Genomic DNA, 24738 nt, shown 5'->3' with positions numbered 1-24738 from the left:
AAATTTGAATTCCTTCAATCGCTTGGGTTCGCTAAGTATGTTTACCCTATAAACTAATTTTATAAAGAATTTTTCAAACTTTCAAGCGTCTTTCTGCTACAGGAGGAACATCAATCCTTATTCCTGTCAGAATCCAGCTTTCCACACCATCGACGTCATGGTTCATATTCCTCTTCCTTCAAAGGTTGATGGCTGAATAAGCGAGCCCCACCGTCTTGATTTCTTTCTGAAAAACCTTCCTAGTAGGTCCTGCTCTTCCTCCCTGGCGTGAAGCGGTGAATCAACAGAGCGGATTTACCCAGACATGAAAATGACCGCTTCCGTTTTGACAATAATAAAAAAACTTAGTATATTTAATGTATAAACCAAGTTGGTGTTGTTAAAATAAAATCAGGTCAACCTCTCGACAACCATCGATCTTCTCGCGCAATCCGGCACTTATCTCGCTACGTTGATCACTAACAAAGAAAGGGAGTGGTAAGCGCTTTCTGTTTGTTCATGTCGTTTTGCGATGAATACTATAGAAAAAGTTAAGGAGGAGACCTGATCGTGTGGAAACCATCACGGAAAGCGATGATCGTTGGATTCTCGTTTATGCTGCTGCTTCCTTTGGGGATGACGAATGTATTGGCAAAAACGGAACCATCATACGCTAAAAAGCCGCGAATCAGCGCATTGCACGCCCCTCAATTGGATCAGCGCTACAAAGATTCCTTCACTATTGGGGCGGCCATTGAACCTTATCAGTTGCAAAACGAAAAAGACGTCCAAATGCTGAAACGCCATTTTAACAGCATTGTCGCTGAGAACGTTATGAAACCGATCAACATCCAACCCGAAGAAGGAAAATTCAATTTTGCTGAGGCGGATCAAATCGTCCGATTTGCTAAAAAACATCATATGGATATCCGCTTCCACACCCTCGTTTGGCATAGCCAAGTACCGCAATGGTTCTTTCTTGACAAGGAAGGCAAGCCGATGGTCAATGAAACGGACCCGGCAAAGCGCGAACAAAATAAACAGCTGTTACTGAAACGGCTCGAAACCCATATTAAAACGATTGTCGAACGGTATAAAGACGACATCAAATATTGGGATGTCGTGAACGAGGTAGTCGGGGATGATGGAAAATTGCGCAATTCCCCGTGGTATCAAATCGCCGGCATCGATTATATCAAGGTAGCATTCCAAACGGCGAGAACATATGGCGGCAACAAGATTAAACTGTACATCAACGATTACAATACCGAAGTGGAACCGAAGCGAAGCGCTCTTTATAACTTAGTGAAACAATTAAAAGAAGAAGGCGTTCCCATTGACGGGATTGGCCACCAGTCCCACATCCAAATTGGCTGGCCTTCTGAAGAAGAAATCGAAAAAACGATCAACATGTTTGCCGATCTAGGGTTAGACAATCAAATTACGGAGCTGGATGTGAGCATGTACGGCTGGCCGCCGCGCGCCTACCCGTCGTATGACGCCATTCCGGAACAAAAGTTTTTGGACCAAGCGGCTCGCTATGACCGATTGTTTAAGCTGTATGAAAAACTTGGCGATAAAATCAGCAACGTCACCTTCTGGGGCATCGCCGACAACCATACGTGGCTCGATAGTCGAGCAGATGTTTACTATGACGCTGACGGCAATGTGGTGGTAGACCCGAAAGCCCCGTACACGAGCGTGGAAAAAGGGAAAGGAAAAGACGCGCCGTTTCTGTTCGACCCCGAATACAACGTAAAACCTGCGTATTGGGCCATTATCGATCATAAGTGAGACTGATCGAAAAGGAAAGAGAGGGAGGTCGAAAGTAACGATCCCCTCTCTGTTTCTGTTTCAAGAAAGGTAGTATCTTTATTCCCTTAGCTCTTCGCTACAACTTGTACTTGACAAGAAAATGAAAACCACATTCTTCTTTTTCACCAATTAATTCCTCACGCAATATGATGAGGTTTGTCTTTACAAGCCAAGTACATCCTTTGGCGAAACCATTCCCCTGTAAAAAAATCGACCTTTCTCCAAATCGGATTTTCATACGTGTCAAACCGGTTCGTTATGGCAACGCGCATTTCACCGACGGATGAGGTGAGTTTCCTCCTTTTCGCTGCAGGTCGCCTTGATCTGCCCATTTCACACGCATCATTTTATTTTCCTTGTTGCCACATTTCCTGCTTTTCCGTGAAAATCCCCACCACTGGGTGAGTGCTGTATACGCTCCTGATCCGTGTGGGTATACTGAAAATGGCCAAAGAAGGCAATAGGAAAGCAGAGGTGCCCCATTTTCGGGCATCTCGTATCATCCGGCTGCCTGTTGGCTATACTAAATGAGTTGTGGTTGGCGGAACGACTCTTTGCGGGAGATCATGCAAAAGATGATCACCAACATTCGTCGAGCCGTGGCGATGAGGGCTTTTTTCTTCCCGCATCGGGCCGCCAACGACCAAAATTTTCGGGACAAGGGATGTGTCTTGGATCGAGCTGCTGACCATGCCGCCTCGCATAACGCTGATCGAAGATGGGGATTGCCTTTGGTGGTGCGCGTGCTCTTTCGCTTTCCGGCGCTTTCATGGTTGCCGGGGGACAACCCCGTCCATGAAGCCGCCCGTTCCGGCGTTTCAAAGACGCTCATGTCGGTTCCCATCTCGGCGATGATGACGGCGGCGGTTTGTTTTTTGATTCCAGGCATGGTCATCAGTAAGTCCACTTCCTCCCGATACGGCTCGAGCAGGCGGTCGATGTGCTGGTCGACTTCTTCGATGAGCCGCTCGCATTCCTCCACGTGTTTCCACAAGAGGCGAAGGAGACAGAGCTCATGTTCGGTCAAGGTGCCCAGCAGCGAATCGTACACCGCCTGCTTTTTCGTTTTGAGCCTGCCGCGCAGGCATTGATCCAGCTCGTCCTTGTCCACGTATCCCTTCTCGAGCAGCCGGGCAAGGATGTTTCGTCCGGAAACGCCGAAGAGATCCGAGAGGACGGAGCCCAGCTTGACATTGGAAGACTCCAGCACTTTTTGAATCCGGTTTTTCTCTGAACTCAACTGTCCGACCCACTTTTTGCGCAGGCGGGTAAAATCCCGCAGTTCACGAATCGGCGCTGGGGGGACGAAACTTTTTTCAATGAGTCCATGGCGGAGCAGCTTGGCGATCCACTCGGCGTCAGAGACATCGGTTTTTCTTCCCGGGACATTTTTGATCCGCTGCGGATTGGCCAAAGTCAAGTCGACATAGCCCTCGAGGAAGGCAAAGACCGGTTTCCAATACACGCCGGTGGATTCCATGGCGACATGGGTGACCCCATGGTCTTCGAGCCACTCGAGCAGGTCGCCAAGCCCTTTCGAGAACGTTGAGAACGTTTGGATCTCCTTTTGAATCTCCCCCTCTTCTTCCCATAGGGCACAAGCGACAATAGTTTCGGTATGAACATCCAATCCTGCGCAGCGAGGATAGATGACATCCATGATGAAACGCCTCCTTTTCGATGATGGAGTGCGCAAACAGCGAATCCACGGGAGACATGCGGCAGTTTTCCGTTCGTCGTCACCTTTCCTCTATCACAGGAAAGGGCGGACAATGGGTGGTGCACCCAGTGGATTCAAACACTTTTCCGTACAGGGTCTAAGCCACCATTAAGCATAACGTCCTGTTGAACTGTTTGCGCCTATTCTTCATTATGGGAAGAAAAGGGGGATTTTCATCCCCGGGTGGAGGGCAGATCGTGCTGCCCATGGATCTTTTCCTCCATTTTTCGAAATACGCGCAATGCAGTGCCCATCACGACCAAAGCCATCGTGCTGATGCTGAAAAACGGAATCAGCCCAGGAATATACATGAGGACGAACAACAGAATTCCGAGGCCAATCAACATGACAAGTGTCATAAGCGGATTGGCCATTCCGATCAACAAAGCATACTTCATATATTGCCAGAAACGCAATTCGTAATGGACATAAAGCGGAAACACATACAACAATACAACGGTATAAAAAAGAAAAACGACGAGCAAGGCTACAGAAAATGGAAATTTCCATTCCGGCGAAACATGAGCGAGATAAAGCATATCAACGTAAAAAATATACCCCATTGCCAAAAGAAACAAACCGATCCGATTGGCTCGCCAAAATTCGCGCTTATACGTGCGGGCGAACGTTTTCAACACAGGAATCTCTGTATCGTGAAAAAATATCCATTTCCTTATAACGGTAAATAGCGCCACTGTCGCAGGAGCAATCCCGAAGATCACCAGCCCGATAATAGTAAAAAAAATCCACAACAAGTTAACGTATGCGAGCCTTGTCACCCATTCGCACGCCCGATAAAGCTTCCCGTCCAACAGACCAGTGCGCATCATTCATCACCTTTAATTTTTTTGCTAAAATCAGTATAACATAAGACGAAAAAAGAAGGGAGACTTTGTTTATTCTCCCTTCAAACTCCGGCATAAGCTAAAAATCCTCCGTCAACTGGGATCACAGTGCCGGTGACGAACCCGCTTGTTTGATCATCGACAAGCCAAAGAAGCGTTCCTAACAAATCTTCTGGTCTACCTAGCCGCCCCATTGGCGTATGCGCCAAGATTTTTTTTGTCCGCTCGCTATACGATCCATCGGGCTGCTTGAGCAAATGTTCGTTTTGCTTCGTCAAAAAGAACCCGGGGGCAATGGCGTTGACGCGAACCCCGACTTCGGCCACGTGCACGGCGAGCCATTTGGTGAAGTTTTCAATCCCCGCTTTGGCTGCGCTGTACGCCGGCACTTTCGTCATCGGGCGCGGGGCGCTCATCGAAGAAATATTGATAATCGTTCCTCCCCTACCGACCATCTGTTTCAGAAATTGCTGCGTCGGAATGATCGTCCCAAGAATATTGACGTCAAAAACATAAGAAAACCCTTCCGTGGTTAAGTCAAAAAATGTTGTTACTTCTTGATTTTCAAGATCAGCCATCTCTAACGTTTCCTTTGTGGTGATCCCCTGTGGATGGTTGCCACCCGCTCCGTTAATTAAAACATCGCAAGGTCCGTATACTTCCGCTACCGTTTCCGCCGCCCGCCTAACACGTTCAACATCGAGTACGTCACACGAAATAGCCAACGCCTCTCCCCCTTGTTCAACAATCTCATTCTTGACTTTTTCCGCTTTCTCCAATGTTCGATTCAAGATCACTACTTTCATCCCTTGACGGGCCAGCTCTTTTGCCATGCAGCTGCATAACACTCCGCCTCCGCCTGTGACAACCGCCACTTTTCCCTTTAGACTTGGATGGATGGGGAGCATGCTTTCTCTCCTTCCCGCTTTCTTTTCTCATTTTCTAAACTGTCCCAAATCCCGAGCAAATACATAATGCCGAGTGCCCGGTCATACAACCCGTAGCCGGGACGCGCTTGTTCCCCCCAAATCATCCGGCCGTGATCGGGACGGATGTATCCTCGAAAATTCGCTTCATGCAACGCTTTGACGATCTCACATATATTTAATGAACCGTCACAGCTCCGATGGGACGTTTCCTCAAAATCGCCGTTTTCATGAATCTCGATATTGCGTACATGAGCAAACGGCACGCGATCCATACGTAAAAAGTAGCGGAAAATCTCGGAAACATCATTGTCCGGATTGGCTCCAAGCGAACCGGAGCATAACGTTAACCCATTCGCCGGGCTGTCGACCAAGCGAACAATCCGATCTAAATTTTCCTTATTCGTCGCAATCCGCGGCAGCCCGAACACCGACCATGGAGGATCATCGGGGTGAAGCGCCATTCGAACGCCGCATTCTTCCGCGACCGGAATAATGTGCTCCAAGAAGTAACGCAAATGATCAAACAAATCGTCCTCTGTCACTCCTTTATAGAGGGCAAAAAGTGGTTTAATCGTTTTCAACCGTTCTGGCTCCCATCCCGGAAGCAAAAATCCATTTGCTCCATTTTCGATGCGTCGGATCATCTCCTCCGGAGCAATTTGTTCAATTTTTCGCTTCTCGTAGGCGAGCACTGTCGATCCGTCAGGACGCCTTTTCGCCAAATCGGAACGCGTCCAATCGAAAATGGGCATAAAATTATAACAAATCACTTTCACCCCAGCTTTCGCCAAGTTGCGGATCGTTTGTTTATAGTTTTCGATATACCGCTGCCGCGAAGGCAGGCCGAGTTTAATATCTTCATGAACGTTGACACTCTCAATCACCTCAAGATGAAAGCCTTTTTCGTTCACTTGCCGTTTCAATTCCACTATGTCTTCTAGCGGCCATACTTCCCCGACCGGGATGTGATACAACGCCCCGACAATCCCTTCGACTCCGGGAATCTGGCGAATATGATCTAATGAAACCGTATCATAATCCTTGCCGAACCAACGAAACGTCATTCTCATGACACGTTCGATCCCCCATTCACACCAAATCAAAGTATTGTTTCGCATTGAAATAACAAATGTCTTGAACGATTTTTCCTAAAAACTCGTAATCTTGCGGAACCTCCCCTTTTTCAATCCAAGCCCCGATCTCATTGCATAAAATCCGGCGAAAATATTCATGGCGCACATAAGATAGGAAGCTTCTTGAGTCGGTCAACATCCCAACGAATGTGCTGAATAGGCCGACATTCGCTAGATCGCGAAGATGGCGAATGATGCCATCCCGATGGTCGTTAAACCACCAAGCTGCCCCAAATTGGACTTTCCCTTTTATTCCTTCGGCGGGAAAGTTGCCAATCGTTGACGCGACAATATAGTTGTAAGCGGGGTTTAATGTATACAAAATCGTTTTCGGCAACTGCCCTTCATATTCCAATCGATTCAGAAAAGCATTTAACGGCCGGGCCAGGAAAAAGTCGTTAATTGAATCGTATCCTGTATTCGGCCCCAACTGTTGAAACCGCTTTTGGTTTGTATTCCGAATCGAGCCTATATGGAGCTGCATCACCCACCCAAGAGAATGATATAAACGCGCTAAGAAACATAACGTGAACGTTTGATATTTTTCGTTCTCTTCTTGACTGAGAGCAAACCCCTCTTTTCTTTTTTGAAAAATGGCACTCGCCTCATCCAAGGTACATTCAGCGTACGGCATCGATTCGAGACCGTGATCGGCTATCCGACACCCTGAATCATGAAAATAGTAAACCCGGTTTTCGAGTGCTTGCAATAGGTGGCCATAACTGTCGATCGCCAGCCCGGCCGCTTCCCCTAGCTTGCTTACGTAATCGAAGAAGGACGAACGGTTAATTTCAAACACAGCATCAGGCCGAAATGATGGCACAACTTTCACCGAAAACGACGGGTCTTGGGCGATTTTTCGATGATCCATTAGGTCATCGAGTGGATCATCCGTCGTTCCGATCCATTCTACATTCGATTGAAGAATGAAAGAACGGGCCGAATACCCTTCTTGCTGGAGCAATTCGTTGCAATGAGTCCATATGTCCCTCCACGTTCGCTCGCTGAGCAAGGCATCAACTTGGAAATAGCGTTTTAATTCTAAATGCGTCCAATGATAGAGCGGGTTTCCGATGCAATACGGCACCGTTTTCGCCCATGCCTGAAATTTCTCCTCAGGCGAAGCGCTTCCGGTAATGTATTTTTCCTCGACCCCGAGCGCGCGCATCGCTCGCCATTTGTAATGATCTCCCTCAAGCCAAAGCTCTGTCATGTCGTGAAATCGTCGGTCCTCGGCAATCTCCTTCGCGCTTAAATGGCAATGATAATCAATGATCGGCAACCTTTTGGCATAGTCATGGTACAACACTTCGGCATGTTTGTTTTGCAACAGAAAATGGTCGTGAATGAATGCTGCCAAGAATCCGTTCCTCCTTCCTGTCCCTATATGCTCGGCACCGCGTTCGATCATCAAGAGAAAGAGCGGCCGTATCGATCGTTCGCACGCAAGGAACATCCTGTTGTTGGCAGTCAGATGAAGCTGCTTTGCTCTCACGTCAATAGTTTCGTTTAAGGGAGTATGCCGCTTTCAGTATCATTTCTCAAAGAAAACAATCCTGTAGCATCGGCCCTTCGGTGCACACGTTCCCCATCGTTCAAGGGAAGCAGCGGTTTTTCGTCAGCCCTTTAGAGGGGCGGTGATTTCGTACAAAATACTTCTATTCCACCTATTTCTCCGTTAGAAAAGACTGGCGAAATCAACCTTCTTTTTTGACGAAATGCCACTGATTTGCTCGTGGCAGCCGTTTTTCACCGGCCTTTTAGACAAAATAATGAGGGTATTGCCTTTTCAGCACGTCTTTTTCAATCTCGACAAGACGCAAATGCTCCTCCATTACCTGTCGCACTTTTTCCGCCTCTTTATCCGCAATCAGACGGTAAATTTGTTTATGATGAGAAATAATAATGCTCCAATCCAAATTCGCAGACAACCGCAGCACACGCAAACGATTAAAATGTCCGTTGAGACTTTGGACCATCTTCCATGAACGCGACATCCGACAACCATCATAAATGAGTTGGTGAAATCGCTCGTCAAGTTCAAACAGCTCGAGAGAATTTCCTTTCTCGGCGCATAGCTCTTGCATCGCAATGTTTTTTTCCAACTCGAACAACTGGTCTTGACGAAACGTTTGACACGCCAGAGCCGCCACTTCCTTTTCAACAATTTCTCGAATAAACCTGCCTTCTTCCACGTGCTCCAAATTGATGCGTGAAACAATGGTGCCGCTTTGCGGAATGATATCAAGCAATTCTTCTTGCGCCAACTTTAAAAACGCCTCTCTGACTGGAGTGCGGCTAATATGCAGTTGTTCTGCGATTTCTTTCTCCGAAATTTTCGTGCCCGGTTCAAGCTCGAGACGCAAAATTTTTTCCTTTAGCATTTCATACAACTGATCGCGGGCCGATCCTCTGATCGAGCTTTTAATCTGTTGACTTTGTTGGGCGGTAAACATCATCGTTTCATTCTCCTTTTTGATCCAATATCCTCGTATGTCAGTGATAGATAAAATCGATGATTTCATTTTTTACCTATAGTAGTAAAAAAATAATTACTTTCCAAGTTTCCCGCTACTTCCTCCTTTAGCGTTCTTTCTTCTTTCTGTCTGCACGGCCGAAACCCACTGGGCAGCGCGGGCGGCCACTTCTTCCCATTGCTCTTCGCTTACGCCACCCTTAGAGGGGACCAACGCATTTCCGACCCCCACAGCATCCACTCCCGCGTTGATATACTCTACAACCGTTTTGAACTGAATCCCCCCGGTGGCTATCAAGGGAATATGGGCAAGCGGCTCTTTTAAGCTGCGAATATAGCTCGGTCCAAACACATGGGCAGGGAACACTTTTACCATATCCGCACCATGTTGAAAAGCCGTGACGATTTCGGTTGGGGTTAATCCGCCAGCGATCATGACAACGTGGTGTTGCTTTGCAACCTCTATAACATCAATCGCGAGAGAGGGGGAGACGATAAATTGCGCCCCAGCAGCAATGGCCTGCCGAGCTGTTTCGGCATCCAGCACCGTTCCTGCCCCGATGACCATTCCCCTGCATTCGCACACCGCTCTTTCTAAAGCCTCGAGCGCTCGATCGGTTTCCATCGTAATTTCCAGAATCGGAATCCCTCCTCGTTGCAGCGCAGAAGCGATCGGAAGAATCCGATCTGGTGTCGCACCGCGGAATACGGGAACGATGCCGATGTCTTTGATCATTGTCAATGCATTCATCGAAATTTGCCCCTCCTTCACTCCTACCGAGTCACATCTTCCCCTTGTTGTCCCATTAATCGTTCTACCTCATCCCGTTCAGGCATGCCTTCCGCATCTCCTTCAACCATCGTTGCCAGTGCTCCAACGGCATTCGCCCGTCGAACCGCTTCGGTCAAGGGAAGACCATCAAGCAATCCTGATAACAACCCGGCCGCAAATCCATCCCCCGCACCCACAGGATCCACCACCTTGTCCACAGGGAACCCTGGCACATATTCGTGGTAGGTATGCGTAAAATAATGCGCCCCACTGGCTCCTAACTTGATGACCACCAGAGATGCACCCTCGGTCAACAGCTGGTTTCCCCACTCTTCCACCGATTGGTCGCCAAGCAAAAACGCAGCTTCGGCAGCCCCGGGGAGAATGATATCCGCTTGGGCGGCGAGCTGAAGAAGCACTTCTCGCGCTTCCTCCACTTTCGGCCATAGCTTCAACCGCACATTCGGGTCAAAGACAATGTTCACTCCGTGGCGGCGAGCCATGGCCATGGCCGCAACAATCGTTTCATAACAATCTCTGCTAAGCGCCGGAGTAATTCCGGTAATATGCAAATACTTCGCTCTAGCGATATATTCCTCATCCAAATCATTAGGGGTTAACCGGCTTGCCGCCGATCCTTGGCGATAGTAATACACCCTCGTATCGCCCGGACGCCTTTTTTCCTTAAAATAAATACCTGTTGGCGCCTTCGGATCCGTTTTCACTCGGCTGACATCCACGCCTTCTCCTTGCAGGAAAGACAAAATCGCTTTCCCAAACTCATCGTCTCCCACTTTGCTCATCCAACCGACACGGTGGCCTAAGCGGGCAAGGCCGACAGCCACATTCGCTTCCGCACCGCCGATTCGTCGTGTAAAAGTGACCGCCTGCCTCATGAATCCACCGCCGATCGGTGTAAATACGGCCATCGCTTCCCCCATCGTGACGACGTCCATCTGATCCCTCCATTGCAACGATTTGTATATTATTCGGAAGAGTACGCTGTCATTTCACTATCATCTAAACCGACATAGGTGCTTGTTTCATCGCGAACGTGTTCAATCTCAATTAACGTCACTTCATTTTTGGATAGAGCGATAGATAAGTGAATCATGCCATCCGTTGCCTTTTTTTGCTCTGTCGAGACATGAGGACGCGCGACTTGTCGCAACGTTTCCACTGCTTGCCGGTTTGGAAAGCGAGGCCGTCCCATCTGCTTCCAAACCCTCCAAGGGTTTCCGTACTGCTCATTCACCGTTTGTTGTTTGACAAACGCTACGGAAAACGGAACGGGAATGACTAGCTGCATCTCTTCGACCCATTCCTCCCCTTTCTCCATGACTAAGTTCCATAGCACAGCAGCGATCGACCCGTCTTTTCGCTTTGTCACGATCATGTTCGAATCGCGATAAAGCAACTCTTCACCGAGAGCTTGAAAGAACGTGAATGCATGAAAGGTTGGTTTTGGAATCGAATGAAGCGCCACTAAACCGAATCCGCCGTGGAATAATGCTTTCGGCACATCCATCTCCTCAAACACATCGCTAAACGTCCAATACGAAAACGAGTCAACGTAATCTCCCCCTTCGCTCAAAATGCGAGCGATGTAGGCGGCATTGAGCGCCGTGTCATGAATCGGGTTGATCGGACTGTATGACGTATTATATTCCGTAATATGCAACGGTAAATGCGGAAAAGGAGACTGGCGAATCCGCTCGCGCACCGCTTTGAATTGCTCTAGCATATCTTCAGGCGGCTCCAGCTCTTGATAGTAATACTCAAACGTTTTCTTATGCGGGGCTTTCGACGTATAAGCATGTCGGCTGACAAAATCCACCGGCACTTTCCGTTCAGCGCAGAAGCAAAGAAAGTCCGTAATCCATTCATCGCTTCCTCCACAAATGGCCGGTCCCCCTACTTGCAGATGTGGATCGACGCTTTTTACCGCTCTCGCTGTTACTTCATAAAGCTTGAAATACGCTTCCTTATCCGCATCCTTCCAAAAATTTACTAAATTAGGCTCGTTCCATACTTCAAACGGCCATGTCCGCACTTCCTCGATTCCGTACCGCTCTACAAAATGGGAAACGACTGCCACAATGAGATCTCGCCATTTGTCATAATCTTTTGGCGGGGTAACATTGCCTTTCCAATAAAAAACGGTTTGGTCTCCTGACGCAAGCGCATAGGGCATAAATCCGAGCTCAACAAATGGACGAATGTTCAAAGCTAAATACGAATCGAAAATCCGATCGATATACGTAAAGTTATAAAACGGCCTCATTTCCCCGTCGATTTCGACTTCCCGGTAAATTCCGACATCATCGGAAAGCAGCCCGTGACCGCGGATGTATTGAAATCCGATCTTCTCTTGCACGAGCTTTAAATGATCGAGATACTCTTTTTGCAAGGCGAGGCCAAGCCGCCCAGTGCCAACACAAAATTTCCAGTTCTTTTTAAACTGCTCTTTCCCGTTGGTAGGCACGTGGATCACTTTCATGAATTCTCCCCCATTCATCGATAAATTTTCCGGCCATATTGATCATCGATCCCTGACTTTCGATAAAAATACGTATTAATGACATCGCGCCACTCTTTGGCATGCTCCACTTGCATCGTCAACCGTTCCAATACATCCTGGTACCGTTTCGCGTCCATTTTCCCCTCGAGCCGTTCCCAACATTTCTTTAACTGTTCCGCCTGCTCAACCCCTTCAAAATGCGTATTGTAAATGTGTTGAATCACTGTTTCTCCAGAGTGCAGCCGATGCGTGTACGGAACGTGATGGAAAAATAAAAGCAGCTCATCAGGACACGTATCTAGCGATTCATACATCGCCGCATTCTCCGGAAAATATTGCGCCGTATATCCGGTCCCTGTCGCAACTGTCCGATCCACTCCGATTCCATCACGGTCAGCATAGTGGTACGTTCCCCAGTGTGAGTATTCATATCCGTCCACATTTGGCCCGTAATGGTGCCCCGGGTTCACCATCCAACCAACACCGAGCGGAGAGGTGTAATTTTCATAGATGTTCCAAGAAGCAAGAAGCATCCAACAGATCGTCGCAATCACGTCTGGATCGTCCCCAAACGTTTGCACAATCCATTCGCGGGCAATCTCTTCGGCAGACAAATCCGGATTCCAAGCGAGCCGCCCAAATCCGTACAAGTTCGCTTGCGCCAATGTATGCCCGGTCCAGTTTGGGTCATTTCCAATATTGGATACCCCCGCCATCCCGCTATATTGATAGCCAAATAGCGAGCCGCCAATGACCTTTTTTACTTCCGATCCTTTTCCTTTCGCATACGTATCAAAATCAAGCACTTCTTTCCACTGAGGAATCAAGAAACATAAATGCTTTTGTTGCCCCGTGTATTCTTGAGTAATTTGCACTTCCATCATTTGATTCGTTTTCGGCATGGCCCCGAACAACGGAGAAACCGGCTCCCTTACTTGAAAATCCATGGGACCGTTCTTAATTTGCAAGACGACATTCTCGCGAAACTGTCCATCGAGCGGTTTGAAGTGATCATACGCCGCTTTGGCCCGATCGGTCGTTCGATCACGCCAGTCTTGCTGACAGTTATATACGAAACATCTCCAAACAACGAGGCCGCCAAACGGCGCCAACGCCTCTGCCAACATATTGGCCCCTTCCGCATGGCTGCGTCCATAGGTGAACGGGCCCGGGCGAAACTCGGAATCGGCCTTAACGACGAAGCCGCCAAAATCAGGGATGTAACGGTAAATCCGCGCCGCCGTCTCCTTCCACCACCGCTGTACATCCCAATCAAGCGGATCCGCGGTCGAAAGTCCTCCAATTTCTACAGGGCTGGCATAGTTAATGCTCAAAAACAATTTGATGCCATACATTCGAAAAATATCAGCCACTTGCGCCACTTCCGGCAAAAACTCTTCCGTAATTAATTTGGTTTCCAGTTTGTGAACATTCACATTATTGATCGAAATGGCATTGATACCAACCGAGGCAAGCAACCGAGCATAGTCTTTGATCCGCTGTTTTTGTTTCACAAACTGACCGTCGACAAAGAAAATGGATTGTCCGGCATATCCGCGTTCAATGCTGCCGTCCATGTTGTCCCAATGATTGATCATGCGCAATTTATTGCTTGGCTGCTCGACGATCGATACATCGTCCACATTCTCTTTCATCTGCAATAGACGGAGGAAATGAAACACCGCATACAAAACACCTTTGTCTGTCCGCCCGACGATGTAGATGCGTGATTGCCCATTACGGACGTCGGAGCGGATGACATATCCTTCTGGATGAATAATCGTTGCCCTTTCCCTGTCGCGCGATTGATGTTTCAACTCCTCATCGTCAAATGTGCCAAGCCAAATGAAGCTTGTTTGTTTCGCCTCCCGCACCACTTGCGGCTCACAACCAAACATCGATATGATGCCAGTTCGTAACTCTTCGACTGCAGCACCGAAGATCGGAGACTCTCCTTTTGCTACGATCGTTGTAAACAGCGATTGATTATCTTCATACTGATCATTTTTCGCATATCTTAGCCAGCAAGGTTCGTATTCCGTTACCATGTTCACTTCCCCCTCTTATTCCTTTTCCGCCCCTAAGACAATCCCTTTGACGAAAAACTTTTGCACAAACGGATAAACGATCAGCATCGGCAACGCTGCGATAAAAATTTGCGCGGCTTTTACCGTCCGTTCAGACAAATTTTGCAACGTTTCTGCGTCAACACTCATTTTGGTAAAATCTTGTTGGACAATAATCGTTTGCAAGAAAGTCGACAACGGGTAATGCTTAACATCGGACATATAAATCATCCCGTCAAACCATGAATTCCAATGGAATACCATCGTAAACAGCGAAATCGTCGCAATCGCTGGAACAGAAATCGGTAAATAAATTTTCCAAAAAATCGTAAAGTGATTTGCTCCGTCCATCAAAGCAGCTTCCTCAAGCGATTTGGGCACTGAAGTACGGAAAAAATTCACAAGCAAGATTAAGTTGAACGAACTGACGGCAGACGGCAAAATAAGCGCCCAAATCGTATCCGTCAACCCAAGCTTTGTCACAACCATATAGGTCGGTACAAGCCCGCCATGGAACAGCATCGTAAAAACGAAAAACCACATATAAATTTTTCGTCCGCGAAATGCCTTGTCACTTTTGGACAACGGATAGGCTGCACACAACATAACGGCCATGGAAATGGCTGTCCCTAATACGACCCGTAAAAACGAATTCCAGAGAGAGCGCAAAAAGTTTTCGTTTCCAATCGTTTTTTCGTACGCATCTAGCGTAAAATCGACAGGCCAAAACCCGACCAAATTGGCCGTTGCTGCTGCGCTGCCGCTAAAAGAAACAGCTAAAATATGAATAAGAGGCAAAATACAAAGCAACGCAGCAACCGTTAAAAAGGTATAGTTAAAAATAGTAAATATTTTGTAGGACAAGCTTTTTTGATAATGATGATTCATATGCCTCCCCTCCCTTAAAAGATTTTATAGTTGGCATACTTATAAGCAAGGCGATATCCTATCACCACTAAAATAAAGCTAATGATCGATTTAAATAACCCAACGGCCGTCGCATAGCTAAAATCCCCGTTTAAAAGACCAACGCGGTAAACGTACGTGTCAATAATATCGCCCGTTTTGTAAACAAGGGGGTTATACAAGTTTAAAATTTGGTCAAACCCAGCATTTAAAATGTTTCCTAACGATAAAGTCCCCACAACGATAATAATCGGCAACATGGAAGGCAACGTAATGTAAATGGTTTGCTGCCAGCGATTCGCCCCATCCACAATGGCGGCTTCATACAACGACGGATTGATTGAAGTAAGAGCAGCTAAAAACACGATCGTATTGAATCCACATTCTTTCCAAATATCAGTCACGACAACGACTGTGCGAAACCAATCATTATCACCGAGAAAGAAAATCGGTTGTACACCAAACAAGGATAAAAAACGATTGACAATTCCCCCTTCAGGCGAAAGCATATCAATCAAAATTCCCCCAAGAATGACCCAGGATAAAAAATGTGGTAAATATACTATCGTTTGAACTGTTCGTTTAAACTTCATCATATACACTTCATTGAGCAGCAATGCAAAGGTCAGTGGCACCCCAAGATTAAAGATGATCTTAAGAGTAGAAATAACCAACGTATTCCATATGACTTGTCGGGCATCTTCATATTCGAACATGGTCTTAAAGTGTTCGAAGCCAACCCAAGGTGAATGTAAAAATCCGAGCCATGGCTCATAATCTTGAAACGCCATCACCAATCCAAACATTGGAATGTACTGAAAAATGAATACAATAGCAAGGGCTGGAAGCAACATCGCATGCAACTGCCACGTTCCTCTTCTTTTCGGCGTTTTTTGTACTTCAAGGGTGGCCGTTTGCTTTTTTACATTCACGGCGGACTGCATCGGTTCTCCCCCTTTCAACTTCTCAGCACCATCATTTGTGAAAAAGACAGGTGCGGACATCGGTGGTTTACGGTCTGTATTCCGTCCGCACCATGATCAAAAACAGTTACTTCGCCTTCTTTACTGATTGATACCATTCATTTACTTCTTTTGTAATCTCTTTACCGCCAGATTCTTCCCATTTTTTCACGAATTCGTCAAATGCACTAAGAGGAGCCCGACCATAAATAATGTTAGCGAACGTCTCCCGCTCCATTTTCGTCAAAAATTCCCCTCTTTTTTGCATCGTCTTCGTTGGAGGTCCTGTAAATTCATTTTCAATACGGTATTGATTTTGTTCATTGACAATTGTAGCCGCTTTCATAAATGATTCGCCTAGAGCTACAATGCGTGTATACTCATAGGCGTTTTTCGGTTGACGTTTCGTTGTATACAATTCTTCTACAAGATCATAAAGCATATACGGAACCGTCGGAATCGCCTCAGTGATGAAATAAGCACCCGGGTCTATCCTTCCACCTGGAATTTGTTTGTCGTCATAAACAGGTTTTCCATCCTTTAGAACATAATCGTATCCCTCAGCCAACCCATATTTAAAATATTTTGAGTCGTTGTACACATAAGCATAAGCTTCATCTAAGTATTGGAAAAATTTATCCATATGTTTAAAATCCTTACTAAACAAGAACATGCCGGTCACTAATCCCTCACCGCGTCGACCAATTTTTCCGCCCGGACCGCTCGGTAGCGGATACGGCTCAACTACGGCTCCCGGATTATTTTTCAATGCGTCCGTGATCGGCCAACCAGCTGCCCAAGGCGGAGCAGAAATAATCCCGGACTTCCCAGCAACAAAACTTTCAATGGCCGTTTGTTCATCTAAAATACCTACTTCTTTATCCAAGCACCCCTTTTTATACCATTCGTTCAATTTTTCTAGAGCCTTTTTCATAGACGGTTGAACGGAACCATAGACCAAAGAGCCGTCTTCTCCTTTTGACCATGAGCCTGGCACATAATCGCCGTAAGCACCGAAAATAAAGCTGCCATCCGCCAGCCATGTCGCCAAGCCATTTTTGCTTGCCAACGTTAAGCCGATTGTATCCTTTTTTCCGTTTCCATCCGGGTCTTTGTTGACAAACGCATCCATAATTTTTTCAAGATCTTCAATCGTTTTTGGCGGCTGGAGTCCTAACTTATCAAGCCAATCTTTGCGAATCCAAAGCAAGGAGTCTGAACCATTTCCTCCAGAAAAACGCGGAATTCCATAACGTTTTCCGTCGACCGTAGCCGGATAAAACGCTTCGGGAAATTGCTCATAAATTTTCTTCAATCTCGGTGACGCATATTTCTCAATGGCCTCATCGACAGACATCACTTTTCCTGAACGAATTAAATCATTGATTAATTGTCCATCTGATACTTTGAATACATCAGGCAGTTTTTGACCGGAAGACAAGGCTAGGCGAATTTTATTGTGGTATTGCTCATCGTTCGGAGCTGTCCATAGTGTTTTCCATTTAATCCCTAGCTCTTTTTCCGACCATCGTGTAATCGGGTTGTTATTAAGATCTTCTCCGTCTCGAAATTTTGTATCATCTTTTAGCGTACGCACGGTTGTAATCGTGACTTTTCCATCTTTTGATTCACTAGATCCGCCGGATGAAGCGGATTCATTGTCTGTACATCCCGCAAGCATGCTAGCTGCCAACACAGTTGCCGTTAAAGTAGCAAACACCTTTTTTAACACCTTTCTCCCTCCAATCCCATTTTCTTGATCCCCCTTGCTCACAACCACCGTAAGGAAAGCAATCTCGGTCTCTTTAAATAAATCCCCCCTTTCAGGTCTGGAAGGTAAGCGATTTCAAATAAAAAATTCATAAATTTAGCCGAAATCTCTACTTTCCTGCGGTACGTTTCAAATGGAGGAATATAGCAGCCACTTTCCTTTTTGATGAATCGTACGCTCACCAAAGGAACCCTCGTTTTTCACTAGCCTTGTAGACAACCCGCTTTCCCTCTTTTGGCCATACAAATTCGATTATCGATCATAAAATCACCATTCTAATATACTAGTTTGAAAATGCTACGTTGCAATAAAGAATTCCTGATTGTTCGTTTCGGTTTTCATCCAAGTACAGGCTTGATCGGACCGAACGAGGCGGTTGATCAGTGGGATGAAAAACAAAATTTCAACTATATAGGTTGTAATAAAGAATTTCCGATCTCCATGTCCCGTCTTTATCACCTGACAAGCTGGCACGGTGACAAGAAGAGCGAACAATACCATGGAAAACAAAATGGCAACTTATATAGTTCAAAAAGCAAATGCACAATCTTACACGATATTTGCTTACTAGTAATACTAGTATACTAGTTTTTATCTTCATTATAAAGAAAACCCTTCCTATATTCAATACTTTTCTGAAAGTTTTTTATTATAATGGAAGAGGGGGAGAGCTAAGCTCTATTTTCCCCTCTTCACTATATGTTTAGGGGACAGGTGATTGACTCGCGCAACCGCTTCCCGGAATCGTTTCTCAAGTAGAAAAACCTTGGCAGCACCAGCCCCTATTTTCGTCCCTTCGCCCATCGATCAAGGAAAACAGCGGTTTTTCACCAACCTTTTACATATTCACCACCCGCCAAAAAGCCGGTTTGGGGTTGTGTTGTTCATCGAACAAAAGGGGCCAATTTTTTCTTCCTTGCACAGGGAAATGGTCAAGCCACGTGTGGTCATCGGCAATTCCCCAAAACGTGACATTTTGAATGACATCACGATATTCCTTGAAGAGAGAGAAAATTTGCTCGTACCGCTCTGCCTGCCGTTCGACCATTTCGTTTGTAGGAGCAGCCAAGTCCTTTCGATGATCGTCAAATTCAAACATCGATATATCAAGTTCGGTAATATGGAGAATGACTCCGACAGACGCATATCGCTCAATCGCCGCGCGAATTTCATCAAGCGTCGGGCGGTTCAGGCTCCAGTGCGCCTGCATGCCGATGCCGTGAATGGGAATTCCTTTGTCACGCAAAGATTTTACTAGTGTGTAAATTTTCTCGCGTTTTTCCGGAAAACATTCATTATAGTCGTTGTAAAACAGCAACGCCTCTGGGTCTGCTTCATGGGCATAAAGAAACGCCTGCTGAATAAAATCATCGCCGATGATTTGTCGCCACGTTGAGGAGCGCAGCCATTCGCTCCCCTCATCGGCGACCGCTTCGTTGACGACATCCCAACAATAGACTTTCCCTTTGTATCGCTGTACAACCGTGGAGATATGAGATTTCATCCGTTCCAGCAACACATCTCTGCCGACGAAATGCCCTTGGCTGTCTTGAAACACCCAGCTCGGGGTTTGGTTATGCCATACGAGCGTATGTCCGCGAACGGCCATGTGATGAGAACGGGCGAAGTCGATGATTTGATCGGCGATGTCGAACGTAAACCGCCCCTCCTCTGGCTGAAGATGTTCAAACTTCATATGGTTTTCGGCGGTAAGGCTGTTTACATGGCGGATCAACAGCGATTGTTGGGCTTCTAGCGTCACTGGATTGACTGCTGCCCCGATGCGAAAATCATTGGCAAACACTTCGCGAAGGGACGGGATGGATGAGCACATCGTTATTCTCCCTCCTCAAGCCACAAAATACTTGTCACGCCGCGCGGGTAATATTTGCTGCCGGTAATTTCACCCGCGATGATTTGATCACTCCAGCTCCAAATGGATAATGTCGGATGGGTGAGCCAAGCGACATGGGCGGCATCGGCCCGTTTGCCTTGTTCATCCCATTCCCAGCCTAAAATATGACGGGCAATGAACTGACATAGGTAAATTTTGCTTAACCAAGAGTTGTTGCTCGTTGAAGAAATTTTCCAGCCTCCATCCGGGAACAGGCAAATTCCTTCCCGCAACACGTATTGCAAATGGTTGCGCAACGCTTGAATATATGCTCCAAAGCGTCCGTTTTCGTCCAAGGCCTCATGGCAATTGGTGAAATAAGGGAACACAAGTCCCTCAATGGCGGGAATGATTTTTGAGTCGTTTCCTTCTCCCATGACCGCCGGAATATACCCGTCATCGGTTACATGGCTGACGATCGTCGCGGCGCATTTTTCCGCCTGCTCTCCCGCCAGTGCGGCCAATTCTTCCTTGCCGACATCACGGAACAATTTCTCAAGCGCTACATAGGCCGCCCAACATTTACCTGCTAAATATAAATTGTTGCGGGCTTGGCCGAGGGAAACGTCCAAACTGTCATATGTCGTAATTTCCGCCCCGCCCATCGTGCGGGTGCTGTCGAGTCCCATTACGCCATTTCGTTGTTCCGGATCGGGATGATCGCGGCGAACCATGCTTTCTAGGCATTGCTCCAAAATAGCAAGCCGCTTGTCGCGCCATGCCCAGTCTTTCGTTTGTTCAATGTACACCGCCGCGCAAAGCACCCAGTTGACAAGCTGTTCGTGCGTCATGTGCGAGAAGCAGCCGCTAATGCCATACAGCTCGTATGACGAGTAGTGCGGGCGCGAGAACGTATTGGCTACTCCCATGTCGTGAGTAAAACTGATGCCGCCCGGATATTCTGTCTCTTCTCCCGGAAAACGAACGCGATCCTCGTAACTGTAGCGCTCGACGTACAAATCGAGAACATTTTTGACCGTCCATGGATTCAGTTTCAGTTCAAAAAAGAGTTGGTCAACGGTCAAATCAAACGTATTCATCATCCGGTACTCGCCTTCGTTGACCACCCAAATCGGTTTCCCCTCGTGCTCTAACAGCTGCGTATTGCCGTAGTAGCTGCGAATGGCGTGCGCCATCATAAATGTTTGATCATCGGACAGCCATTCTTTTTCAATCAGCTTATTGGAACGGAACGATTGCTCCTTCAATACTTCCGCCTGCTCCAGGGCATAAAGGCCGACTTCCTCAATATTTTGAAAGAAACGGGTATAAAAATAGGAAGCATCCATTCCCGCCGTCACGTACCCGCCTCGGTAAAAACAAACCGCAAATTGATAAGTTTTCTTTTCGCCTGCCAGCACATCGACAATTAAGGCGCCCACTTTGCCAAGCCCAAACGTCCAGTTTTCTTCCAGCTGTGCCGTTAAAATATCTTCCATGCTAAAATGCAACGCGGAGCGAACATCCTCGTCTTTGGAAACGATGCCAACCATTCGCCCTTGCCCAACCCCGCGCAGTTGCGGGCATGTGTCATCGATCCGCCGCATCGAAGTATACGGATCGGTGCCTTCGAACCCGAAAAACGCCCGCCGGGCCTTTGTTCCATTTGTATTATCAATCGTCATCTCCACGATGACAGCTGGAACCAACGCCAGCTTGAGTTCTTCCTCGTCCGCGGTTTCCGGATCTGGCACCGCTTTTACAGGAGAATAAATCGTAAACGTTAAATCTCCAGCCTTCCATGTATCTGTGGCCACATGAAATTCACGTTGAATCGCCTCTTTGGCAAATGGGATTAGAATGTTCGGTTTTTGCGGATTCGGGTCGGGATTTTCGATGTCATACCGTTTGCTTTCATCTTCTTCGTCTGTTTCCAAAAACGGAAGGACATGATATAAGCCCGATTCATGTAACGATTCGACACCAATCAATACGTTTTGCCGCGGGGGACGGGCGAGTTCAAGATCCAATCCCCCGCTTTTTCCTGGAAACCCTAATGTAAAGCTGGCAAACGCTCCAACCGGTGAGTGGTGGGCGTTGAAAAATTGATTGGTTGGCATGAATCACTCACTCTCCCTTTTTCACTATGCACATCATCAGATTAGAACATCAGCCGCTTCCGCCCTGCAGTTCCAGCAATTCGCTGACCGTAGCCAGCTTGTACCCTTGCGCATGCAACTCGGCTGCAAGGATACGGACGGCTTCGATCGTTTGTGAGCGATCCCCAAATCCATCATGAAAAAGGAGGATGCTCCCGTTTTTTATATGGCCGCGAGTCTTTCGAACAATATAATCAACGCCCGGTTGCTCCCAGTCTCGCGCATCGGTATTGAGCGCGCCGATCATTTGGTAGCCGAAATGACTGCAGAGCGAAACGACCGTTTCGTTATAGTTAAGATAAGGAGGACGGAAGACAGCGGCCTTTGTACCGGTCATCTCAGCGATGATCGCATCCGCCTTCCCGATTTCTTGTAAAATTTCGTCTTTCGGCACGGAAGTCAGATTGGCATGAGAATACGTATGGTTGCCGATTTCATGGCCTTGTGCCTCGACGGTTTCCACCACTTCTGGATACTTTTCCATATGACTGCCAATCATAAAAAAGGTAGCCTTTCCGGATACCTTTTCCAATATTTCTAAAACGTCAAATGTATAAACTGGATTCGGGCCGTCATCAAACGTTATGGCAACCACTTTATGAGGCGTCTCAACACATTCAATCATCTTCGGCTGCAACATGATCTTCTCCCTCTCTTTATTCGGCGATGCCAAACCGATAGACCGTCGTTGATACCCGCTCCTTGCCAGCCGGCAATACGATCGAGGGAAACTGCGGATGATGAATCGCATCCGGCAACCCTTGCGTTTCTAAGCAAATGCCGAGATGTTTCCGCGACGGCACGCCGCCTACATCCATTCCTTCCGGCAACTGGTTCGATGTGTACACGACCACGCCGACTTCGTCCGTCTCCACCGTCAACGTTCGTCCGCTCTCTCGGTCGGCAAGAACGATTTCCTTGTCATGATGCCGGTCGAGCCAAAACGGATGGTCATAGCCCCCGCCGACGAGTTCGATTTGCGGATGCCCGGATGCAACCGCCTCCCGGATCATCTTTCCGTGCCGCAAGTCAAACGGCGTGCCGGCGACATCCAAGACGCGCCCGGTCGGAATCAGTTGCTCATTTAGCTCGAGCACACGCGAGCTTTGGATCGTCAGCGCATGGTCCAAAATATCCCGCTTGCCGTTGCCGCTCAAGTTAAAATACGTATGATTCGTCACGTTGAGCAGCGTCGTTTTGTCCGAACGGGCTCGGTACGTCACCGTCCATTCGTTGTCATTGTTCAGCCAGTACGCCACTTGCACTTCCAAAGTTCCCGGATACCCTTCCTCCCCGTCCGGGCTTGTGTACGAAAAAACGACGCCGACCGCATCATCGCGTTGAACGGTCTCAGCCTGCCAAAGCACGTGATGGAAGCCATTCGGACCACCGTGCAGATGGTTGTTGTTTTCGTTTTTCGCCAATTGATACGTGATTCCATCGAGTTCGAAGCTCGCCCCGCAAATGCGCCCCGCCACGCGGCCGATGACCGCGCCAAAGTACGGCGCGTTTTCGATATACGGTTCAAACCGGTCAAACCCGAGCACGACATTTTCGATGTTGCCGTTTCGGTCAGGAACTAGCAGTTTTGTCACGATGCATCCGTAGTTTGTCGCCGACAGTTCCATGCCATATTCATTTGTCAACGTGAATAACAGAACCTCTTTTCCGTTGAAGCGAGACCATGGTTTTGTTGCAATCCGCACTCCTCTCCCCCCTTCCAAAATGACGAACATGTTTGATTCATTTTTATCATACTACGTTCTAAATAGTTTGTATATAACACAAACAAACAAATCTATCAACCAGCCAAAGCGCAAAACATTCATGAGCAACCATTGCTTCTCACCCCGAGCATAAACATGACGCTTTTCACAGACAAGAACCATGAGAAACGGTTGGCCTGGTTCTCATCCGGCGATGAACATCACCGCTCACCGATGTGATTGTCGCGCCAAAGGGTGAAGAACATCACCCTTTTACCGAACCAGCCACGAGTCCTTCAATAATTCGATCGCTCAAGAATAAATACACAATCAAGATCGGCAAAATGCTGATTACCAAAGTCGCGCCGATCGCGCCCCAGTCAGTGAGATATTGACCGACAAAATTGTTGACTCCGACTGTGATCGTTTTCCATTTTTCCGAACTGATGAACGTGTTGACAAACACAAACTCATTCCAATTGTAAATCATGTTGATAATCGCGGTAGTAGCGAGAACAGGCGTCGTCATTGGCAAGGTGATGCGGAAAAAAATGCGATGAACAGAGCAGCCATCCATTACTGCTGCTTCCTCGATTTCCCGCGGCAATGACTGATAAAATCCTAACAAAATCATAATCGTAATCGGCAAATTGAATGTCGTATAGGAGAGAATAATCGAAATCGGATTATCGATCAAATTGATTTTATTGTAAATATTAAACAATGGGATGAGTGTCGAATGAAGCGGAATCATGTAAGCAATCATAAACAAGGCCAACACCGCGCCTTTGAATTTCCACTCCATTCTCGTCAAGGCAAAAGTGACAAAGCTGGCTAAAATCAACGTCAATACAACAGCAACAATCGTATACCAGACACTATTGAAAAAGTATTGGTTAATCCCCCCATCAAACCACGCATTGATATAATTTTCCCACCGCGGAGATTTCGGCAAAGCGAAGGGAGACATTCCAAATACTTCTTGATTCGTTTTCAACGACAGCAAGAATAGCCATACTAACGGGTATAATTGAAGAAGCGCGACAGCGATCAATACAGCATAAAGAATCGCTATTGCTATTCGCCGTAAAGGAGAACGATGTTCGGTATTTGCGATGTTTGCTTCTCTCATGGTCAATTCTCC

Annotated in this window: 19 protein-coding genes; 1 reads left to right on the top strand and 18 read right to left on the bottom strand. The window is 47.1% G+C overall.

The features are described from left to right. Positions 1–549: 549 nt before the first annotated feature. Positions 550–1773 (top strand): endo-1,4-beta-xylanase, encoded by a 1224-nt coding sequence (locus N685_RS0113700; protein ID WP_033842342.1) that lies wholly within the window; start codon positions 550–552, stop codon positions 1771–1773. A 544-nt stretch (positions 1774–2317) separates the two neighbouring features. Here N685_RS0113700 and N685_RS0113690 read toward each other — a convergent pair. From N685_RS0113690 to N685_RS0113605, 18 genes are all read right to left on the bottom strand, one after another. After that, entirely contained in the window at positions 2318–3454 is a 1137-nt protein-coding gene (locus N685_RS0113690; protein WP_031406100.1) for an IS110 family RNA-guided transposase, read from the bottom strand. Between the two features lie 233 nt (positions 3455–3687). Next, positions 3688–4341, bottom strand: a complete 654-nt coding sequence (locus N685_RS0113685; protein WP_033842341.1) for a YesL family protein — start codon at positions 4339–4341, stop codon at positions 3688–3690. Positions 4342–4421: 80 nt separating this feature from the next. Then, entirely contained in the window at positions 4422–5267 is an 846-nt protein-coding gene (locus N685_RS0113680) for an SDR family oxidoreductase (protein ID WP_031409238.1), read from the bottom strand. Continuing rightward, positions 5243–6358: a mannonate dehydratase gene (gene uxuA / locus N685_RS0113675; protein WP_031409236.1), complete on the bottom strand. Its 1116-nt coding sequence runs from the start codon at positions 6356–6358 to the stop codon at positions 5243–5245. Before uxuA ends, N685_RS0113680 begins: the two co-directional genes overlap by 25 nt. A 19-nt stretch (positions 6359–6377) precedes the next feature. Next, positions 6378–7781, bottom strand: a complete 1404-nt coding sequence (uxaC, locus tag N685_RS0113670) for a glucuronate isomerase (protein WP_031409234.1) — start codon at positions 7779–7781, stop codon at positions 6378–6380. Between the two features lie 400 nt (positions 7782–8181). Further along, positions 8182–8880 (bottom strand): GntR family transcriptional regulator, encoded by a 699-nt coding sequence (locus tag N685_RS0113665; RefSeq protein ID WP_031409232.1) that lies wholly within the window; start codon positions 8878–8880, stop codon positions 8182–8184. Positions 8881–8973: 93 nt separating this feature from the next. Beyond that, positions 8974–9648 (bottom strand): bifunctional 4-hydroxy-2-oxoglutarate aldolase/2-dehydro-3-deoxy-phosphogluconate aldolase, encoded by a 675-nt coding sequence (locus N685_RS0113660; protein WP_031409230.1) that lies wholly within the window; start codon positions 9646–9648, stop codon positions 8974–8976. Positions 9649–9671: 23 nt separating this feature from the next. Beyond that, a complete protein-coding gene (locus N685_RS0113655) occupies positions 9672–10625 on the bottom strand; it encodes a sugar kinase (RefSeq protein WP_031409229.1) in 954 nt (317 codons plus the stop codon). Between the two features lie 29 nt (positions 10626–10654). Beyond that, entirely contained in the window at positions 10655–12169 is a 1515-nt protein-coding gene (locus N685_RS0113650) for a GH39 family glycosyl hydrolase (RefSeq protein ID WP_031409227.1), read from the bottom strand. 14 nt (positions 12170–12183) lie between these two features. Then, positions 12184–14238, bottom strand: a complete 2055-nt coding sequence (locus tag N685_RS0113645; protein ID WP_031409225.1) for an alpha-glucuronidase family glycosyl hydrolase — start codon at positions 14236–14238, stop codon at positions 12184–12186. Positions 14239–14253: 15 nt separating this feature from the next. After that, positions 14254–15144: a carbohydrate ABC transporter permease gene (locus N685_RS0113640; RefSeq protein WP_031409223.1), complete on the bottom strand. Its 891-nt coding sequence runs from the start codon at positions 15142–15144 to the stop codon at positions 14254–14256. A 14-nt stretch (positions 15145–15158) separates the two neighbouring features. Next, entirely contained in the window at positions 15159–16106 is a 948-nt protein-coding gene (locus N685_RS0113635; RefSeq protein WP_031409220.1) for an ABC transporter permease, read from the bottom strand. A gap of 106 nt (positions 16107–16212) precedes the next feature. After that, positions 16213–17856: an extracellular solute-binding protein gene (locus N685_RS0113630; RefSeq protein ID WP_031409218.1), complete on the bottom strand. Its 1644-nt coding sequence runs from the start codon at positions 17854–17856 to the stop codon at positions 16213–16215. Between the two features lie 877 nt (positions 17857–18733). After that, the gene (locus tag N685_RS0113625; protein ID WP_031409217.1) at positions 18734–19729 is read right to left on the bottom strand and encodes an endo-1,4-beta-xylanase; all 996 of its coding nucleotides are present in this window, start codon (positions 19727–19729) and stop codon (positions 18734–18736) included. Between the two features lie 2 nt (positions 19730–19731). Next, positions 19732–21849, bottom strand: a complete 2118-nt coding sequence (locus tag N685_RS0113620; RefSeq protein WP_031409215.1) for a glycoside hydrolase family 52 protein — start codon at positions 21847–21849, stop codon at positions 19732–19734. Positions 21850–21898: 49 nt separating this feature from the next. Further along, positions 21899–22513, bottom strand: coding sequence for a polysaccharide deacetylase family protein (locus N685_RS0113615; RefSeq protein WP_084177502.1), 615 nt, complete (start codon positions 22511–22513; stop codon positions 21899–21901). A 31-nt stretch (positions 22514–22544) separates the two neighbouring features. Next, entirely contained in the window at positions 22545–23594 is a 1050-nt protein-coding gene (locus N685_RS0113610) for an aldose epimerase family protein (RefSeq protein WP_031409211.1), read from the bottom strand. 265 nt (positions 23595–23859) lie between these two features. Further along, positions 23860–24726, bottom strand: coding sequence for a carbohydrate ABC transporter permease (locus N685_RS0113605; protein WP_031409209.1), 867 nt, complete (start codon positions 24724–24726; stop codon positions 23860–23862). Positions 24727–24738 lie beyond the last annotated feature (12 nt).

The organism is Geobacillus vulcani PSS1 (genome assembly GCF_000733845.1).
Taxonomy (GTDB): domain Bacteria; phylum Bacillota; class Bacilli; order Bacillales; family Anoxybacillaceae; genus Geobacillus; species Geobacillus vulcani.
Note: the sequence above shows the minus strand (reverse complement) of the source record. Positions and strands in the feature narration are given on the sequence as shown.

What these genes read in the sequence shown, in the direction of transcription:
- N685_RS0113690 (WP_031406100.1), bottom strand. Translation starts at nt 3,454, where the DNA reads ATGGATGTCATCTATCCTCGCTGCGCAGGATTGGATGTTCATACCGAA.
- N685_RS0113685 (WP_033842341.1), bottom strand. Translation starts at nt 4,341, where the DNA reads ATGCGCACTGGTCTGTTGGACGGGAAGCTTTATCGGGCGTGCGAATGG.
- N685_RS0113680 (WP_031409238.1), bottom strand. Translation starts at nt 5,267, where the DNA reads ATGCTCCCCATCCATCCAAGTCTAAAGGGAAAAGTGGCGGTTGTCACA.
- uxuA (WP_031409236.1), bottom strand. Translation starts at nt 6,358, where the DNA reads ATGAGAATGACGTTTCGTTGGTTCGGCAAGGATTATGATACGGTTTCA.
- N685_RS0113665 (WP_031409232.1), bottom strand. Translation starts at nt 8,880, where the DNA reads ATGATGTTTACCGCCCAACAAAGTCAACAGATTAAAAGCTCGATCAGA.
- N685_RS0113660 (WP_031409230.1), bottom strand. Translation starts at nt 9,648, where the DNA reads ATGAATGCATTGACAATGATCAAAGACATCGGCATCGTTCCCGTATTC.
- N685_RS0113655 (WP_031409229.1), bottom strand. Translation starts at nt 10,625, where the DNA reads ATGGACGTCGTCACGATGGGGGAAGCGATGGCCGTATTTACACCGATC.
- N685_RS0113650 (WP_031409227.1), bottom strand. Translation starts at nt 12,169, where the DNA reads ATGAAAGTGATCCACGTGCCTACCAACGGGAAAGAGCAGTTTAAAAAG.
- N685_RS0113645 (WP_031409225.1), bottom strand. Translation starts at nt 14,238, where the DNA reads ATGGTAACGGAATACGAACCTTGCTGGCTAAGATATGCGAAAAATGAT.
- N685_RS0113640 (WP_031409223.1), bottom strand. Translation starts at nt 15,144, where the DNA reads ATGAATCATCATTATCAAAAAAGCTTGTCCTACAAAATATTTACTATT.
- N685_RS0113635 (WP_031409220.1), bottom strand. Translation starts at nt 16,106, where the DNA reads ATGCAGTCCGCCGTGAATGTAAAAAAGCAAACGGCCACCCTTGAAGTA.
- N685_RS0113625 (WP_031409217.1), bottom strand. Translation starts at nt 19,729, where the DNA reads ATGTGCTCATCCATCCCGTCCCTTCGCGAAGTGTTTGCCAATGATTTT.
- N685_RS0113620 (WP_031409215.1), bottom strand. Translation starts at nt 21,849, where the DNA reads ATGCCAACCAATCAATTTTTCAACGCCCACCACTCACCGGTTGGAGCG.
- N685_RS0113615 (WP_084177502.1), bottom strand. Translation starts at nt 22,513, where the DNA reads ATGATTGAATGTGTTGAGACGCCTCATAAAGTGGTTGCCATAACGTTT.
- N685_RS0113605 (WP_031409209.1), bottom strand. Translation starts at nt 24,726, where the DNA reads ATGAGAGAAGCAAACATCGCAAATACCGAACATCGTTCTCCTTTACGG.